General features: G+C 45.6%; 20 protein-coding genes and 1 riboswitch. Of the genes, 15 read left to right on the top strand and 5 right to left on the bottom strand.

Annotated features, from left to right (window positions below; all coding sequences use genetic code 11):
* Complete coding sequence (locus CEG13_RS13365; RefSeq protein WP_100012387.1) at positions 1-729, top strand: Fic family protein; 729 nt, start codon at positions 1-3, stop codon at positions 727-729.
* 95 nt (positions 730-824) lie between these two features.
* Here the strand turns inward: CEG13_RS13365 and CEG13_RS13360 are convergent, their stop codons facing one another.
* Positions 825-1,268, bottom strand: coding sequence for a hypothetical protein (locus CEG13_RS13360; protein WP_100012386.1), 444 nt, complete (start codon positions 1,266-1,268; stop codon positions 825-827).
* Positions 1,269-1,542: 274 nt separating this feature from the next.
* Between CEG13_RS13360 and CEG13_RS13355 the strand changes: the two genes are divergently transcribed.
* From CEG13_RS13355 to CEG13_RS13330, 7 genes are all read left to right on the top strand, one after another.
* Positions 1,543-2,424, top strand: coding sequence for an ABC transporter ATP-binding protein (locus CEG13_RS13355; RefSeq protein WP_100012385.1), 882 nt, complete (start codon positions 1,543-1,545; stop codon positions 2,422-2,424).
* Complete coding sequence (locus CEG13_RS13350; protein ID WP_100012384.1) at positions 2,424-3,545, top strand: ABC transporter permease; 1,122 nt, start codon at positions 2,424-2,426, stop codon at positions 3,543-3,545. Before CEG13_RS13355 ends, CEG13_RS13350 begins: the two co-directional genes overlap by 1 nt.
* A 123-nt stretch (positions 3,546-3,668) precedes the next feature.
* Positions 3,669-3,785: an RAxF-45 family protein gene (locus CEG13_RS19295; RefSeq protein ID WP_338033014.1), complete on the top strand. Its 117-nt coding sequence runs from the start codon at positions 3,669-3,671 to the stop codon at positions 3,783-3,785.
* 199 nt (positions 3,786-3,984) lie between these two features.
* Positions 3,985-5,622: a ribosomal protection-like ABC-F family protein gene (gene abc-f / locus CEG13_RS13345; RefSeq protein WP_100012383.1), complete on the top strand. Its 1,638-nt coding sequence runs from the start codon at positions 3,985-3,987 to the stop codon at positions 5,620-5,622.
* Between the two features lie 438 nt (positions 5,623-6,060).
* Complete coding sequence (locus CEG13_RS13340; RefSeq protein ID WP_100012382.1) at positions 6,061-6,882, top strand: DUF6612 family protein; 822 nt, start codon at positions 6,061-6,063, stop codon at positions 6,880-6,882.
* Between the two features lie 113 nt (positions 6,883-6,995).
* On the top strand, positions 6,996-7,766 hold the full coding sequence (locus tag CEG13_RS13335) for an SDR family NAD(P)-dependent oxidoreductase (RefSeq protein WP_100012381.1): 771 nt from the start codon (positions 6,996-6,998) through the stop codon (positions 7,764-7,766).
* Between the two features lie 256 nt (positions 7,767-8,022).
* Entirely contained in the window at positions 8,023-8,454 is a 432-nt protein-coding gene (locus tag CEG13_RS13330) for an SRPBCC family protein (protein ID WP_100012380.1), read from the top strand.
* A 99-nt stretch (positions 8,455-8,553) separates the two neighbouring features.
* On the opposite strand, the gene CEG13_RS13325 is transcribed toward CEG13_RS13330, so the two are convergent.
* Positions 8,554-10,161, bottom strand: a complete 1,608-nt coding sequence (locus CEG13_RS13325; protein WP_100012379.1) for a catalase — start codon at positions 10,159-10,161, stop codon at positions 8,554-8,556.
* A gap of 265 nt (positions 10,162-10,426) precedes the next feature.
* Here CEG13_RS13325 and CEG13_RS13320 point away from each other — a divergent pair, with 265 nt between their 5' ends.
* Positions 10,427-10,801, top strand: a complete 375-nt coding sequence (locus CEG13_RS13320) for a hypothetical protein (RefSeq protein WP_100012378.1) — start codon at positions 10,427-10,429, stop codon at positions 10,799-10,801.
* 132 nt (positions 10,802-10,933) lie between these two features.
* The gene (locus CEG13_RS13315; RefSeq protein WP_239984646.1) at positions 10,934-11,191 is read left to right on the top strand and encodes a hypothetical protein; all 258 of its coding nucleotides are present in this window, start codon (positions 10,934-10,936) and stop codon (positions 11,189-11,191) included.
* A 4-nt stretch (positions 11,192-11,195) separates the two neighbouring features.
* On the opposite strand, the gene CEG13_RS13310 is transcribed toward CEG13_RS13315, so the two are convergent.
* Positions 11,196-11,843: a pentapeptide repeat-containing protein gene (locus CEG13_RS13310; RefSeq protein ID WP_100012376.1), complete on the bottom strand. Its 648-nt coding sequence runs from the start codon at positions 11,841-11,843 to the stop codon at positions 11,196-11,198.
* A gap of 234 nt (positions 11,844-12,077) precedes the next feature.
* Positions 12,078-12,851: a DUF3891 family protein gene (locus CEG13_RS13305; RefSeq protein WP_100012375.1), complete on the bottom strand. Its 774-nt coding sequence runs from the start codon at positions 12,849-12,851 to the stop codon at positions 12,078-12,080.
* Between the two features lie 80 nt (positions 12,852-12,931).
* Between CEG13_RS13305 and CEG13_RS13300 the strand changes: the two genes are divergently transcribed.
* On the top strand, positions 12,932-13,369 hold the full coding sequence (locus tag CEG13_RS13300) for an SRPBCC domain-containing protein (protein WP_100012374.1): 438 nt from the start codon (positions 12,932-12,934) through the stop codon (positions 13,367-13,369).
* A 60-nt stretch (positions 13,370-13,429) separates the two neighbouring features.
* On the opposite strand, the gene CEG13_RS13295 is transcribed toward CEG13_RS13300, so the two are convergent.
* Positions 13,430-13,915, bottom strand: coding sequence for a QueT transporter family protein (locus tag CEG13_RS13295; RefSeq protein WP_100012373.1), 486 nt, complete (start codon positions 13,913-13,915; stop codon positions 13,430-13,432).
* A gap of 9 nt (positions 13,916-13,924) precedes the next feature.
* Positions 13,925-13,969: riboswitch (PreQ1 riboswitch) on the bottom strand.
* A gap of 220 nt (positions 13,970-14,189) precedes the next feature.
* Between CEG13_RS13295 and CEG13_RS13290 the strand changes: the two genes are divergently transcribed.
* The 4 genes from CEG13_RS13290 (at position 14,190) to CEG13_RS13275 (ending at position 15,936) form a co-directional block, all read left to right on the top strand.
* Positions 14,190-15,032: a VOC family protein gene (locus tag CEG13_RS13290; protein WP_100012372.1), complete on the top strand. Its 843-nt coding sequence runs from the start codon at positions 14,190-14,192 to the stop codon at positions 15,030-15,032.
* A 125-nt stretch (positions 15,033-15,157) separates the two neighbouring features.
* Entirely contained in the window at positions 15,158-15,364 is a 207-nt protein-coding gene (locus CEG13_RS13285) for a helix-turn-helix transcriptional regulator (RefSeq protein WP_100012439.1), read from the top strand.
* Between the two features lie 2 nt (positions 15,365-15,366).
* Positions 15,367-15,741 (top strand): permease, encoded by a 375-nt coding sequence (locus CEG13_RS13280; RefSeq protein ID WP_239984645.1) that lies wholly within the window; start codon positions 15,367-15,369, stop codon positions 15,739-15,741.
* A 15-nt stretch (positions 15,742-15,756) separates the two neighbouring features.
* On the top strand, positions 15,757-15,936 hold the full coding sequence (locus CEG13_RS13275) for a DUF3976 domain-containing protein (protein ID WP_100012371.1): 180 nt from the start codon (positions 15,757-15,759) through the stop codon (positions 15,934-15,936).
* Positions 15,937-16,243 lie beyond the last annotated feature (307 nt).

The raw sequence follows: 16,243 nt of genomic DNA, 5'->3' as shown, positions 1-16,243 counted from the left end.
ATGTTTGAACAGCTTGATCAAAAGAAGGCTCTTCTGGATAAAAATCGGCCTTTACCAGAATATACTTTAAGAAGTTTACGTGAAAAATTATTGCTTGAATGGACATACCACTCAAATGCTATTGAAGGTAACACATTAACCTTGAATGAAACAAAGGTAGTCCTTGAGGGTATAACAGTTGGCGGTAAAACAATGCGTGAACACCTGGAAGTAATTAATCATCGTGATGCTATAGCTTATGCTGAAGATATTGTTCAAAACAGGGAGCCTTTATCTGAATGGCAGGTGAAGAACCTGCATCGGCTCATATTAAAAGGTATTAACGATGACTATGCGGGTGTCTATCGTGACCAGCAAGTGTTTATTTCGGGTGCAGAACATATCCCGCCAGCGCCTTACTTAATTAAGGAACAAATGGAAGAATTGGTGAATTGGTATGAACAAAATACGATAGAAATGCATCCTGTTGCCCGCGGCGCCATGTTACATGCAATTTTTGTCGGCATTCACCCATTCGTCGATGGAAATGGACGTACGTCACGTTTGTTGATGAATCTGGAGTTAATGAAAGCAGGATTTCCGCCGATTGTCATCAAAGTGGAAAATCGGCTTGAGTATTATAAAGCTTTAGAGAGGGCGCATACTCAGAAAGATTATGGCGACTTTATTCAACTGGTCGCAAAAGAAGCGGAGGATTCTTTGGATCTGTATTTAAGTGCATTGAGATAAATAGCACCTGATAGCAGAAATGATAGCTTGTGGTGGTTACAAAAATAGGACGCGAATTTACAGGATTAGTTCGTGTCCTCTAATAAGAAAAAATGTTAATCCTCTTCATCATCGTATACTAGAACTGAAAAGGCACACTTGGCTTCTCCTTTAATTTCATTATCCCACGTTATACTCAATGAATAAAAATGGCGGCCAGGTTCTTCAGGTACATTGAAACGTTTACCTCTTACCTCTGGCTCATGTTCTTCATCTGTCCCCATCCTTGTGATTTGATAACCATTATGATCGAATAAGTTCTCATTATCGAAGTACTCGCTCATTGACAAAGAAAAATCAATAACCTGTTCTGGTTCCGCTCTTAAAGGTGACATTCCTAACAATCTATCCTGAATTTCTTTCAGTGAATCGCGCTCAACGTCACATGAATTCTCATCAGTTATCCAGCAAGCGGTATAAACTTTAGCTTGAAAGGAGCTTGAATTAGGACCGGAACCGGCATTTACTTGAATGTTCGGAGGGGTCAGGTTATCCGTCATTTCTTCTTCCTCAGGCGGACTTGGCTGAGCTTCCTATTTTTATTGCTGGTTCAGGAAAAAGACGAGCAATGATAGACTCCTCCAGCTAGTTCTGCTGTATATAAATATATAAAGTTGAGAAACTCCCATCCGAATTCGCCAATATTACTAGAGTTTACCCACTCATTTTCCCAACTTTACTATCTATTATTTTCTGACTTTTCATGTTACGATAAATGGAGAAGTACTTCATTTTATTGCCATTTTTGTTCGTCATATTTAAAGGAGTGAGAACATGATTGTAAAGGTGGAGAATTTAAAGAAGCGATACAAGAAGCAGATGGTGTTGAAGGGCATCGATATTACGATCGACAAGCCGCAGATTATTGCCTTGGTGGGTCCTAATGGCTCCGGGAAAACAACGCTCCTCAATTGCATGACCAACCTGATTTCCATTAATGAGGGGACAGTCGAGCTGCTCGGGAAAAAGCATACCGATACATCGCTTTTTTACGAGCTGGCGTATTTGCAGGATAACCGGATTTTGTATGGCAGTCTGACCGGATACGATCATTTGAAATTTATCTGCAAGATGCAAAAGATTCCTTTGACTGAAATCGATGCCGTCGCCCAGCGTGTAGGGATGGAAAGTTATATGAAGAAAAGGGTGAGGAGCTACTCGCTCGGGATGAAGCAGCATTTGCTGTTGGCCATGGTGATTATTAATAAGCCAAAACTGCTGCTGTTGGATGAACCGCTCACCGGTTTGGACCCGACCAGTGCGATCACCATGAGACGGATTTTGCTGGAATTGTATGAAGAGGGGACGACCATGATTGTTTCCTCCCATAACCTGGATGAGATTGACCGGCTGACCAATACAATTTACTTCATGAAAGATGGAGCCCTCTTAAAGGAATCGCTCGAGCATATTGCCACAACGCATTACTATGTCACGGTCAATGACGTGGACAAGGCAAAAGAGGTTCTGACAGAAGAAGGTCTGTCATTTTCTGTCACGGAGGAAAACCAAATCCATTTTGTCGAGTCGGATATGGAGTTGGGATCCTTTATTGAGAATATGAACCAGCACGGAGTTGGGATTGCCAATATTGAAAACGAAAAAGTGGGAGCGGAGAAACGATACCGCGAATTATTTGAAGGGACGCCTAGCTGATGAAGCTGTTGCCCTTTGAATTACGGAAGATGTTTTTCAGCAAGAAGTTCCTGTATCTGCTGCTGTTTTTAGTCATTGGTATCGTCGTTCTTTTTGGACGCAACGTTATATTTCAATCTTATATTGAAACGGAAGAGATGGAGGAGGTAGAGTCCCTTCTATCGACGGCTCAAAACAAAGCACGAATGCACCAGTATGAGGTGCTGCAGGATCCGGAAGATGAAGAAGCGAGGGAAAAGTCGGTTGTCAGCGGCGGCATTGTCGATCTTCTATATGATCTGCGGCAATCGGTAGGTTCGGATGACTGGCAGAATAGGCTGGTGACGGAAAATGCCATGTTTGCAGAGATCATGAATTATAAAGACATGGGAGAAGATTTTCCCCTAAGCTACAAGGAGATCGATCAGTCGGTTGCGTTGAATGAGAATCTGCTGGAGGAGAATATCCGGCCGGAGCATGATACATACAGCCTGGCTTTGCCAAATTTCGTGAAACAGGTGGTCGATTTATATGTGACATTTGGTGCCATTATTATCATGCTGCTGATCATCGGGGAATCCATGTCCGGCGAGTTTGAAAACCGTTCGATTAATATGCTGTACATGCAGCCGCTGAAAAAGACACATATCGTGATAAGCAAATTCTGGAGTTCAGTGCTCTTATACTTGCTGACCACAGGGGTTATTCTGGCAGGTGCTTTGCTCATTGGAGCGGTGCTCGGGGAGGACGGGACATTTGCTTATCCGCTTCTGGTGGAACAGAACGGCGCGATTGCTTTTATGACAATAACAGAATATATGGCCCAGGCATTGCTTGTTCTGTCTGTAACCATCGGGCTGGTGATCGCTTTATATTTGTTGTACAGTCTGTTTTTCAAGCACACCCTGGCGACATTGTTCGTCTTGCTGGCGACACTGGCCGCGGGATATGCGCTGTTTGGCGCGCTTCCATATGCCGGAGTGGCCTGGTTTAATCCGTTTCAATACGTGATGCCGGAGGATACCATTCTGATTCAGAATATGCGGGTTTGGTATCAGGGCATTTTGGCAGTCCTCGTGCTGACTGCTGTGCTGTATGTGATTTCACTGCAGAAAATCAAGACGAGTAAGATAGATAGTTAGGCAGGGGCCCTTCCCGGCTGTTATGTCCTGACGGAGATTAACAATGTTCATGATTAAAGTTGCAAAATTAGCCGGGAAGCGCTACACTTAAAACATCAAACAACGAAACGGAGGTGGGTAAAGATGTTTAATCAAGCTGTTTTCGTGCACGGAAATTGGATGGAATTCCTGTATTTTTGCCGTGCAAAATTTGCTGTCTCAGCTGCTGACGGGATACGTATGTCCTTTTTTAGCAGTTGAATAGCAAGCCGAAAACGGTGAAAACATCTCTTGCCCACATTATATAAAGAAGGTTTGAAGAGAGCGTTTCCTGCGCTTTTTTTTACTTTCAGCAGTCATGGGGAGTGTTTTTTCTTCATGGCTTTTTTGTGTTTTCAGAAGACTATTTTTCGGCTTGCAGGCAGATGGAGCAAAACATACACATCAGGAGGAATGACAAATGATTGCCTGCAGTGTCAATCAGATAGGAAAAATGTATGGAGGAACGTCCATTTTTGAAAAACTGACATTTGAAATTCAAGAGGGAGACCGGGTTGGCCTGATCGGACGGAATGGAAGCGGGAAAACCACCTTGCTGCAGCTGCTGGCCGGAGAAGAAAAACCGGACAGTGGGCAGATTCATTGGAAAAAAGGAACGCGAATCGGCTATCTTGCACAAATCCCTGACTTTCCCGGAGAGTATACTACAAGAAAGGTGCTGCGTACGGCTTTTTCGCAGCTGCTGGAAACCGAAGAACAGATGAAAAAAGTGGAAACAGCGATGGCGGATCCCGCAAATGGGGGCAGGATGGAGAAATTGATTGCCAATTATGGCCAGCTGCAAGAGGCTTTCTCACAAGGAGGTGGCTATGAAATCGAGTCCAGTATTGAGCGGGTTGCCAGCGGGTTGAATATCACCGGTTTATTGGAGAAGTCATTTATGCACTTGAGCGGAGGAGAAAAAACTAAGGCGGCACTGGCGCTCGTCCTCCTGCAAAACCCTGACTTTCTGGTTTTGGATGAGCCGACCAATCACCTGGATTTGCAAGCCGTGGAATGGCTGGGCGACTTTCTCAAGCATTACCAGGGAACGGTGGTCGTTGTCTCACATGACCGTTATTTTCTGGATGAAACAGTGACCAAAATTCTCAATCTGGAAGACGGGGAAATCACCAGTTATCATACAGACTTTTCCGGGTTTGTAAAAGAGAAAGAAGCACGCCTCCTCAGGGAATTTCAGGCTTATGAAGAACAGCAGAAGAAAATAAAAAAGATGAAAGAGGCGATCAAACGACTAAGGGACTGGGCAAATCGTGCCAATCCGCCGAATGAGGGGCTGCATAAGCGGGCGCGGAACATGGAGCGGGCATTGGAAAGAATGGAAAAGCTGAATCGTCCTGTTCTGAATCGCAAGAAGATGAACCTGGAAATGGAAGCTGCCAATCGGAGCGGCAAAGATGTGGTTATGCTGCGAGATGTAGAGAAAAGGTTTGGCGGCAGATCGCTGTTTAGCGACGTGAATATGCATATCCGCTACCAGCAGCGAACCGCGATAGCAGGGGAAAATGGAACAGGGAAATCCACCCTGATTAAATTGATCCTTCAGCAATTACAGCCCGATGCCGGTGAAGTAAAGGCTGGCAGCAATGTGAAGATCGGCTACTTGTCCCAGCATATTTTCCCCGATTTTCAGGAGGAGACGGTGCTGGAAGTGTTCCGCAGTGAAGTGCAAGTGACAGAAGGGAAGGCGAGACATGTACTGGCGCGGTTTATGTTTTATGGGCATATGGTCTTCCGCAAAGTCTCGCAGCTGAGCGGGGGAGAGAAGATGCGCCTACGTTTGGCCCAATTGATGTATCAGGATATCAATCTGCTGATCCTCGATGAACCGACGAATCACCTGGACATCGAATCACGCGAAATCCTGGAAGATGCACTGGAAGACTATGATGGAACGATCCTGGCTGTCTCGCATGACCGCTATTTTCTCGATAAACTGTTTGACAGAATCTATTGGATTGAGTCGCAGCGCGTACATTGCTTTGAAGGTAATTATACGTGGGCGAAGGAGAAATTGGGAGAAATGAGGTCAGAGTAATATAGGGGAGCGCCTGTGGATGGCGCTCTCTTTATTGATTATGTGCCCTTCGCTTATCAAAGCTGTATATCCTGAAAAGACTGATATATAGCATTGTGCCTAACATGAAAGTTAGCATACTCGCTGACACCTATGAAGCGAGCGCAAAATATAAGCTTGCTTCTTTTTATTACATTAACCAAATGCATTTTTGTTGAGAGCACAAAATATAAAAAGTCTGGAGGAATTAGGATGATCAGAAAAGCTGTATTAGCATCAGGATGTTGTTTTGTTTTCTTTTTATTTGGCGGGGGAGGATACTGTGGAGACGGAGTTGGATTTGGCGGAGATTATTGATGGAGAGGAAGCTCAGCCATAGATAAATAGATTGGAAATTTATTGAAACCTTTCCTGGAGCATTCCGTACTACTGGTAACAACAAAATCTAGGAGGCAAACAATGAAAAAATGGTTGATGCCGGTAATTATGCTGGCCGTGGTAATAAGTTTATCCGCTTGTGGCGATGTGGAAAGCACAGGAGACTTGGATGCAGAAGAAGTGTATCAGAATGCGGTAGCTGCTGCTGAAGAGATGGAGAGTGCCGAAGTTATTATAGAGACCACTTCGGAAATTGAGGGCGGAGGAGACACAGAAGCTCCGGCCATGACAATGGAAGCGAAGATGGAATCGAAAACAACGATGGATCCCCTTACCATGCATCAAACAGGCACAACAACGATGACGCTTGGAGAGATGCCAATCGAGACGGATGTGGAATTATACATGGCTGAAGATGAAATCTACATTTATAATGGAACCTCCGATCAGTGGATGAAGCCTGCTGAAGGGGAAGCATTGATGAATATGGCGGGCAGCATGGAGCAAGACCCGAACAAGCAATTGAGTATGCTCGAAGAATACACCGATGAGCTGGAGCTGAGTGAGAATGAAGAGGCGATTGTGCTGAACATGTCGGTGAATGGCGATGCGTTCAAAGAGCTTACCCAAGAAATGATGCCTCAGGAATTGCTGAGCGGTTTGGGCGAGGAAGGCAGTGAACTCCTTGAGAACATGACAATTCACGAGTTGAATTATGAGATTCAGCTTGATAAGGAAAGCTACCATGTTACTGCCACGGATGTTTATCTGGACATGTCCATGGGCACAGAATCGGAAGAAGTACGGATTAAACAAGAAGTGAAGACAGAAAATAAAAATATCAATAATGTTGAGCCCGTGGAGATCCCTCAGGAAGTGAAGGATGCGGCGGTGGAAGCTTGATAAAGTATGTTTGAAACCCTTTCATTGTGGAAGAATAACAGCAGACAGGTATAATATCCTGATTCAATGGACCTGCTTTGGTTATTTTTCAGGTGAAAAGGAGTTATGATAAGATGGCAAGATTAGAAGGCAATGCAGCGCTGATTACCGGTGGAGCTGGTGTAATCGGCAAGAAAACGGCAGAAGTGTTCCTCAAAGAGGGAGCAAAAGTATCACTTGTCGATATGAATGAGGACGCCCTAAATGATGCCAAGTCTGAGCTGGAGCAATACGGTGAAGTGCTCACCATTCAGGCGAATGTAACAAATGAAGAGGATGTCAAAAACTACGTGAAGCAGACCAAGGATGCGTTTGGCAGCATCGATATTTTCTTCAATAATGCCGGAATTGAGGGGAAAGTTGCCCCAATTGCGGAGCAGACAGCTGATGACTTCAGCAAAGTCTTGAATGTCAACGTGCTTGGCGCCTTCCTTGGATTAAAATACGTGATACCTGTAATGACGGAGCAGCAAAGCGGCAGCATTATCAACACATCCTCTGTCGCCGGCCTGATGGGATCACCGGGAGTTTCTCCGTATACTTCTTCCAAACACGCTCTTGTCGGGCTGACCAAATCTGCAGCGCTGGAAGTGGCAGACTCCCAAGTTCGCGTCAATTCCATCCACCCATCGCCAGTGGATTCAAGCATGATGCGTTCACTCGAAAAAGGCTTTAACCCGGATAACGCGGAACAGGCAAAACAGCAGCAAGAAAGCCAGATCCCATTGGCCCGTTACGGTGAAGCAATCGACATTGCCAATCTTGTGTTGTTTCTCGCGTCGGATGAGAGTAAATTTATTACGGGTGCACAATACCGTGTAGACGGTGGTATGGGCGCCAAATAATCGAACAGATTGGAAAGAAGGCCATGGAGTTATGGCCTTCTTTTTATGCATTTTTTTCGTCCCTATTATATAAAGTGGAAGTGGCAGGGGAAAAATCAACCATTTCGTTAAAAAATTTCGTGGGCGAGGGATCATGAGACATTTGAATATCGGCGGGTACCGCTCTCGGTATCGTATGAATCCCGGATTTCGTTAAAAACTACTTCTTACCGGGTACAGGAAGGAATAACAACGATTCGCAATGGAGGATAACATCATGAGCACCTTGATCGTTACCGACGAAATCATTATCCATGCACCGCCTGCCAGGGTATGGACTGTTCTGGCCAAGCCTGCATTTATCCGGGAATGGGATGACCTGCCGGCAGATTTTCCGGAAGACATGATGAATGTCGGGCGGGAGGTCGTGTGGCGTTTTCCGGACGGGCGCGTTACCAGGAATACTGTCATCAAGGCAGAGGCGCAAAAAGAATTGCAGCTGTCCCTGTATGTCTCGGATTGGAAGGGTTTGCCCACGGAAGAGGTCATATATGGATATGAAATCCTCATGCATGAGGATAATTCCCGGCTGCGAATGCGCCATGGTGACTTTGCCTATGTGCCGGATGGCGAAAAATATTATGCCGCATCCGCCGAATTTGCTGATGTGGCGAAACAGCGGATCAAGCGGTTGGCAGAGAGGACGTGAACTTCAAAACACGGGCTTCTTTGCCACCTGATCACAACAAAAACCCTCGTTATGCAAAAACGAGGGTTTTTAGATGAAGAGGGATGTACCTCCTATTTCCTAGTACGGATCCGCATCGTGGCCTTTCTCTACCGCTTGTTCCGGTGCTTTTTCAGCATCTTCATTTCCGAGAGGATGTCCGGTCTCGTTCTTGTCCATGCTTTTCTTCGCTTCGGACAGTCCTTCCCGGAGGCGGCGGCCGTATTCCTCATCCGCCGATTCTGCGAGTTCCGTCCATTTATCCTGGATGCGCTGATCACATTCGGACAGATCGCCGACCAGATTGGAAATCAGCTCATCCTTTTCCCAATCCTCAAACTGCCGAAATGTTTCGCCGGCCTGTTTGGTGTTGTCATTGCGGTCAATGGATTCCTGTACCAATTTTCCTTCTACATGCGGCGTATATTCTTTGCCGTTCTGCTCGGCTTCTTCATAGCCACCGAGAATCGAAGGCTCGTAATTGATGCTCGGATTTTTCTCCGAGGTGCGCTCGGTTTCATAACGCATCCCGCCGCCTTCGTGATTGGTATTTACCTTCGTTTTCGCCTTGTTGATCGGCAGCTGCAGGTAATTGGCTCCGACTCGATAACGCTGCGTATCAGAATAGGAGAAGGTCCGCCCCTGCAGCATTTTATCATCGGAAAAGTCCAGCCCGTCCACGAGTACCCCTGTACCAAAGGCGGATTGTTCAACTTCAGAGAAATAGTCATCCGGATTTTTATCCAGTACCATTTTCCCTACCGGCAGCCACGGAAATTGATCCTCCGGCCATAATTTCGTATCATCCAGCGGGTCAAAGTCAAGCTCCGGATGCTCCCCATCGCTCATGACTTGGATGAACAACTCCCATTCCGGATAATCGCCCTGCTCAATTGCTTCATAGAGATCCTCTGTCGCATGGTTGAAGTTGGTGCTCTGGATCTCATTGGCTTCTTTTTGCGTCAGGTTCTTAATGCCCTGCTTCGGCTCCCAGTGGTATTTAACCAGTACGGCCTCGCCCTCCTGGTTGACCATTTTGTACGTATTTACCCCGGACCCCTGCATCATACGGTAATTCGCCGGGATGCCCCATGGCGAATATACAAATGTTACCATATGGAAGGATTCCGGAGAGCTCGCACAGAAATCAAAAAAGCGCTGGCTGTCCTGGATGTTCGTTACCGGGTCTGGCTTAAAAGCATGGATCATATCCGGAAACTTCATCGCATCCCGGATAAAGAAAATCTTCAGGTTGTTCCCGACCAGGTCCCAGTTGCCGTCTTCTGTGTAAAATTTCACCGCAAAACCGCGCGGGTCACGCAGTGTCTCCGGCGAATGCGTCCCGTGAATAACTGTAGAAAAACGCACAAAAAGAGGTGTCCGCTTGCCTTTTTCCTGAAAAAGTTTTGCCCTGGTATACTTGGAGATCGGGTCATCACCAGCCGTGCCATAGGCTTCAAAGTAGCCATGCGCTCCGGCCCCGCGGCCATGTACCACACGCTCCGGCACGCGCTCGCGGTCAAAGTGGCTGATTTTCTCAATGTAATCGTAGTTCTCCAGTGTTCCCGGTCCGCGGTTTCCCACGGTTCGTATGTTTTGGTTTTGCGTGACCGGATGCCCCTGCCTGTTCGTCAGTTTTTCTTTGCTTTTTCCTTGCTTCCTTTGATTCTTGGATTGATCTTCCGCCATCGATTACCCTCTTTTCTAATGAGTTTTGGTATGCGCCGCTGTTATCTTCCCACAGGCACACTCTTCTTATTATCTATCGTTTCCCGTTGTTGGGAAAAATAATCAGGGAATTATGGGGTGGGAGGGGGTGAGTGATGTGAAATCCGTCCGCTTATTAGCGGAAATCCATAAAAATTTCAGGGGAATAAGTTCCGGCACTACATATTTATGGTAAAATAAAAATAATTAAAAAATTATATTAGAAAATGACAGGGGGTGAAGTCGGATGCGTAAGAGATCTTTGCTTTTTTATTTGCTGATCGTAGTGATTTTGACTGGTTGCGGGCAAAACACCATTGATTTTTCAGGGGAAGGCGAAAACTGGTCTGCGGAAATGAAGGTGACCCATCACGGTGAGGATTGGCAGGAGGAAGAATATCTTCTGCAGTACAGGGGAGATGCAGATTCAGTGGATCAATTTGAATATAAATGGGAAGCAGTCGGCAGCTCCAGTGGAACCGGGGCAACGTTAAATGAACACGGGGTGTGGAGAGGTGACGGCTCGTGCGGCGGCTGCGCGTTCACGAGGGAAGACACAGAAGTGACTGTGACGGTGGAGTGGGGTGATCAGGTGGAAACGTTTGGTTTGGAGGTAGAGTGAGGGACTGACAATCGAACGGATATTTAACAAAGGAGCAAGGTGAATATGCGTTTCTCAGTTTTTCTGCTGGTTATGATGTCCCTATTATTCGTTGGGTGTTCAGGTATACCGGGGCAAAATGAAGGGGGTCTTTTGGATAAAAACCAAGTGCTAACATTGGACCCTGATGCAGACTACTTTGAGTTAAATGGCCGTGTATATAAAACAGGAGCGGATTGGATAGAGGATGAAAAGTTAACAAAAGGGGAAAAAGCAGGGGAAATTCAACAGGGGATGGCCAACCAGTTACCGGTTGGTGCAGAGATTTTCGCTCCAAAGGGAAGAACAGACATTTTAATTGTTGAATATGAGGGCAGGGAAAAAAGGTACTTGCTGCAAGCGGGTGAATGATGGTTTATTCCTCCCATTCTTTAATTCGCAGCCCAAGCAGTCTGGCAAAACCGATAGCTTGCTCAGAAGAAACAATGCATCCTTCCAGATCGTCGGCGGAGGCCTGCAGTTGCTCGAACCGACTGTCACTCAGGTCAACGCCCGCCAGCGGAGTGTTGGCGAAATTCGTTTCATTCAGATCACAGTCTGTGAATTGTACATTTTTAAATTTGCATTCGTAAAAATCACTGTTTTCCAGAGACGTGGAGGAAAACTGAACCTGCTTCATCCGGGAGAACCCAAAGGAACTCATATTGGCAAGACAGCTGGTAAACAAAACATTCCCCAGCGTGGCTTCCGACAGATCAATGCCCAGCATTTTTGAATGGCGAAATGCCACACGGTGAATAATCCCGCCGCTGAAATCAGCATTGGACAGGTCGCATTGTTCAAATACAACATCCGTCAGCTCGATATCCTGGAAAGAAACCTCCTCAAATTGTACGTTCTGAAACTTTACCTGCTCCAGCCGTAGACGCTGAATCTCCTCCCCAGTAATCAGGCAGTCCTTGATTAAGCAATTGCTAAAGAAAGGCTCATCCGCTATATGAAATGATACCTCAGGCAGGTAGTCAGGAAGCCTTGGCTGCTGGATGGTAGGCTTTTTGGGCATAGTGATTTCCTCCTTGGTATGGGATTGCGGTGGGGGAGGTGCTTAAAATCGAGTGAGCTGGCATCGGATCGGGCGAGTGAAACTGGAAACGGGCGAGTAACAGTTCAAATCGAGCGACCACCATCGCAAGTCGGGCGAGCCTCCCGCCAAATCGGGCGGTCACCGACACAACTCGGGCGAGCACACCTCCAACTCGGGCGGGTAAACGTCCAAATAGAGCGACCAAACCTCAAGTCACCCCCGCACACCTCGAATCTCCACTAACACATCCTCTACCTCAGCCTCTTCATAACTGCTGATCAGTCCCGCATCCCTAATAGCTGCTCTCGAAACGACCCTCTGCCGGAGTTTGACAGTTACAGGCCGATCAAGAGGGTACTCCTCAACCATAACCGTCCGATCATCTTCCCACCAAAGCTGGATTTTTTCCTGGTTAAATTCTTCGACTGCCGTGGGAATAGGAATGCCTTCACGGAAAAAGGGATGCTCTTCCTCTTTTTTCGCGCCAGGTTCATTCAGACATAAATATAAAGAAAGATTATCGCCAAGCTGAACCATCGCATAATGAAAGTTAAACAAACGTTTGTTGAAATCATCGAGACTGCTGATAAGCCGCTGCTGGCGCGCCTCTTCCTGTTGGACAAAAGCCTGTGCCTCCTCGGACGTATTGTTCAGCAAAAACCGTTTGTAATGTTCACTGCATAAAAGTGCCGCATAGGGATCTTCCTTTTCCACCACGTCGATGCCGTATGTATAGAGCACAATTTTCGGCAGGGTGGGGAAGTTGGCAAATGTGTAGGGAGCCTGTTCTTCATCATTCCAAAATGGCTGCTGGTCAAACGGCTTCCATCCAATATCATGCTGGTCCACAGCATATTCCACCGATTTTCTCCACTCTGAACCAAGGAAGTTATCATGATTCCATTGTTTGATCAGTTCTCCCGACACCTTGGCATGGTCGTCCTGCTCTATCATGACGAACGCATCCGCTCGTTCCCTGACGATCATTCCTCTCGCATCCTTTCCATTGTTTCCGTAATTGTTGTATCATTCTATTATAACCAAATAGAATGGAGGAACAAAATAGAATGAGTCAATCATTGATAGTTCGTGACGAAATATTTATCCAGTCGCGGCCGGACCATGTATGGAGAGTACTGGTGAAGCCCGAGTATGTTAATCAGTGGGACGAGCTGCCGGAGGACTACCCGGAAGAAGATATGACTGTGGGAAGCGAAGTTGCCTGGGACTTGCCGAATGGGGAAGTAAGCAAAACGACAGTCACGAAGGCGGACGAGGGAAGAGAGTTACAAATTTCACTCTATGTTTCAACTTGGGACGTAACCCCGGCACCGGAGGATATTGCCTATACGTACAAACTCCAGCAGGAAGAAGCTGGCACCAGACTGACGATTGAGATCGGCGATTTTTCCATTTTGCCGGACGGAGAAAAATACTATGAGGCATCCGTGGAGTTTGCTGCGGAAGCGAAGGAAAAGATCAAGCGCCTGGCAGAATACGGTTGATTTTTTCAATCAATAAGAAATGTCACCATCGCTCGAGACAGCGATGGTGACATTTCTCTATTATAGCATCTGGTTAAATTTCACCTGTTTATTCAATGCAAATATAATTGGGATCCCGATTGCCATGACAACCAGCTCGCCAATGGCTGTGGTCTGCCAAGTCAACAGAAATGGAAATCCTAATGCCAGTTTCAATTCGAATGCAATGATAAACATATTAAATGAAAAGATGATCGTATTGGCGACAAGCAACACCCAGATATTTTTGATGTATTTTGCCAGCAAAATGATGAGTCCTAAAGAAATGGCTGAATGTCCCACACCGAAGACGATATCATATAGTCGCATCGGCGAGAATAATAAATTCGTCAGGAAAACCCCGAAGATGATCCCGAAAAAGAATTTCTTATTGAATACCACGAGATGGTTGAACATCTCCGGAATCCGGAATTGAATGCTGGAAAATCCAATTGGCTGGATAACCGCGGACACAGCGACATACAGTGCCGCCAACACACTGTTTACCACCAGCGTACGTGTTTTCATAATAAAATCTCTCCCTTAGTTTTTTTGCGTGGGATGGTTTCGAACCACGTGAAGCACGAGATTAAGTATAATAGAAAACCAGGAGAAAGGGAAGAACTTTTTTGAGTGGAAACGGCTTGAGAGCTTGTCCAATTGGAGCCGGGCGCACAAGGCACAGTTAAAAAAACTGCTCACCCAATGATCCACATTGACAAACACACCCACATCCAATATACTTACATAAAGTAACCAAGTTTCTTTTTACAATAAAACAAACGAGAAAGGTGACTATATAATGGAAGAGAAATTTTTTCAACCCCCAGCAACCTACGTAAATGAGCTCAGCTTGAAAGTAACAAACCTGGAGAGATCCGTGGTGTTTTACCAAAATATTATCGGTTTCCGTGTCTTGGAGCAAACGGACAGAAAGGCAATCCTGACCGCCGATGGCAAAACTCCCTTATTAACGCTAGAACAGCCTGAAGGTATTCAGGCAAAAGAGGAGAGGAAGACCGGCTTGTTTCATTTTGCCATTCTGCTCCCGACACGCGCAGATTTGGCGAATTTCTTGCGGCATGTCGTTCAAAAAGGCGTCCGGTTAGGCGCATCTGACCATCATGTGAGTGAGGCATTATACTTGAACGATGAGGACGGCAATGGCATTGAGGTATATCATGATCGTTCCTCCGAGCAGTGGAAATGGTCGGGTGACCAGGTTTTCATGAACACAGAACCACTTGATGCAGATGATCTGATTAAAGAAGTCAACGCGGAGTGGAGCGGGCTGCCTAGCGATACAGTGATTGGACATATCCACCTGCATGTTGCCAGCCTGCCCGAGACGGAGACATTTTACCGGACGTTGAACTTCCAAGTCGCCACTAACTATCCTGGCGCGCTATTCATGTCTACCGCCAGCTACCATCACCATCTCGGGTTGAATATTTGGAATGGAGAAGGTGCGCCTGCCCCAGCCAAGAACAGTGCTGGGCTAAATTGGTACAGTTTGAAGTTTCCTAGTGTGGCTGAAAGAGAAGAGGTCATTGCAAGATTGGAGCAGGCCGGAAATCAAGTGAGCAAAGATGGAGTGGATTATTTCGTGGAAGACCCAGCGGGGAATTTGATTCGGCTGCAATAATTTCTAGGTGAAAGAAACTGCGATAACGACTGCAGTTTCTTTTTTTATGTAAAATGCAAAGCATGCTTGACGTTAAGTGTGCTTGACATTTATAATGAATGTAACTCATGAGGGAAGTGTCTCAACTGAAAAATAACCTTAAAGAATTTCGTGATCGTAAAAGTTACTCTCAAGAACGATTAGCTAAAGAGCTGGGCGTTTCCAGGCAAACAATTATCTCAATTGAGAAGGGAAGGTATAATCCTTCGCTTCCACTTGCCTTGCAAATTGGAAAAATATTCGATGCATATGTGGAAGACATTTTCCTATTAGAAGAAAACGAGGAGCGATGATTATGTACAATCGATTAGCGTTTATTGTAATGGGCGTGTTGTTTTTGCTGATGGGGATCTTATATGCTGTTGTTGCGATTATGGCCAATAGTGCTCCTGTGCCGCAGATCTATATAATATTTGCTATGGCCGTCATGTCTTTCTGTTTAAGTTACTTATTTCCCCAATCCAATCAAAAAGACGAAAGGATGAAGTTCATTCGTCAAAAGGGAATGTTTATCTCCTTCTTTGCGTTCTTAATTTACTCACAGGTTTTTACAGGTTTAATTCAATTTGATGTGGTCCATCTGTCCGCAATGGCAGCCATAAACATGTTGACTGCTTTAATGATTAGCACTGTATTTATTTCCTGGGTGGTTTTAGCCCGAATCTATTAGAGAAAGGGGATTTGGATGCAGCCGTACATTTCCATAATTTTGCTTATTGCCGGGTACGCTGGCCTCTACCTGCTTATCCGGAAAGATGTGGATGAAGAGAAGAAGATGACGAAAAGAGGGTTTGTGAAGTTACTAGGAGGAATGGCCGTTATTTTTGTTGTCACTGTTTTATTCGTAACTATTATGGAGAACTAACTTTTTAGTTAGAATCAAAGAAGGGGAAGGAGGTGATCTGTTCAAGTGTCTCCTTCCTGTCTATGGCCTTGCCCAAATATAATCTGATAGAAAATCTCGGAAAGAAATGTAAGCTTGCTTTTTTGATTGTAGAGTATCTATTGTAACTCACCAATAATCATAGTATGATTGCCGATGAAGTCTATAACAGGAGGCCATCATCATCAGTGAACATAACAAAATCACCCTAAGCGGCACACTGACATTCAACGAATTCAAGTGGAATAATTACTATCATTTAAAGAGGTTTTTCATCTTAAGCTCTGTT

The organism is Lentibacillus sediminis (assembly GCF_002763455.1).
GTDB lineage: Bacteria > Bacillota > Bacilli > Bacillales > Amphibacillaceae > Lentibacillus_D > Lentibacillus_D sediminis_A.
Note: the sequence above shows the minus strand (reverse complement) of the source record. Positions and strands in the feature narration are given on the sequence as shown.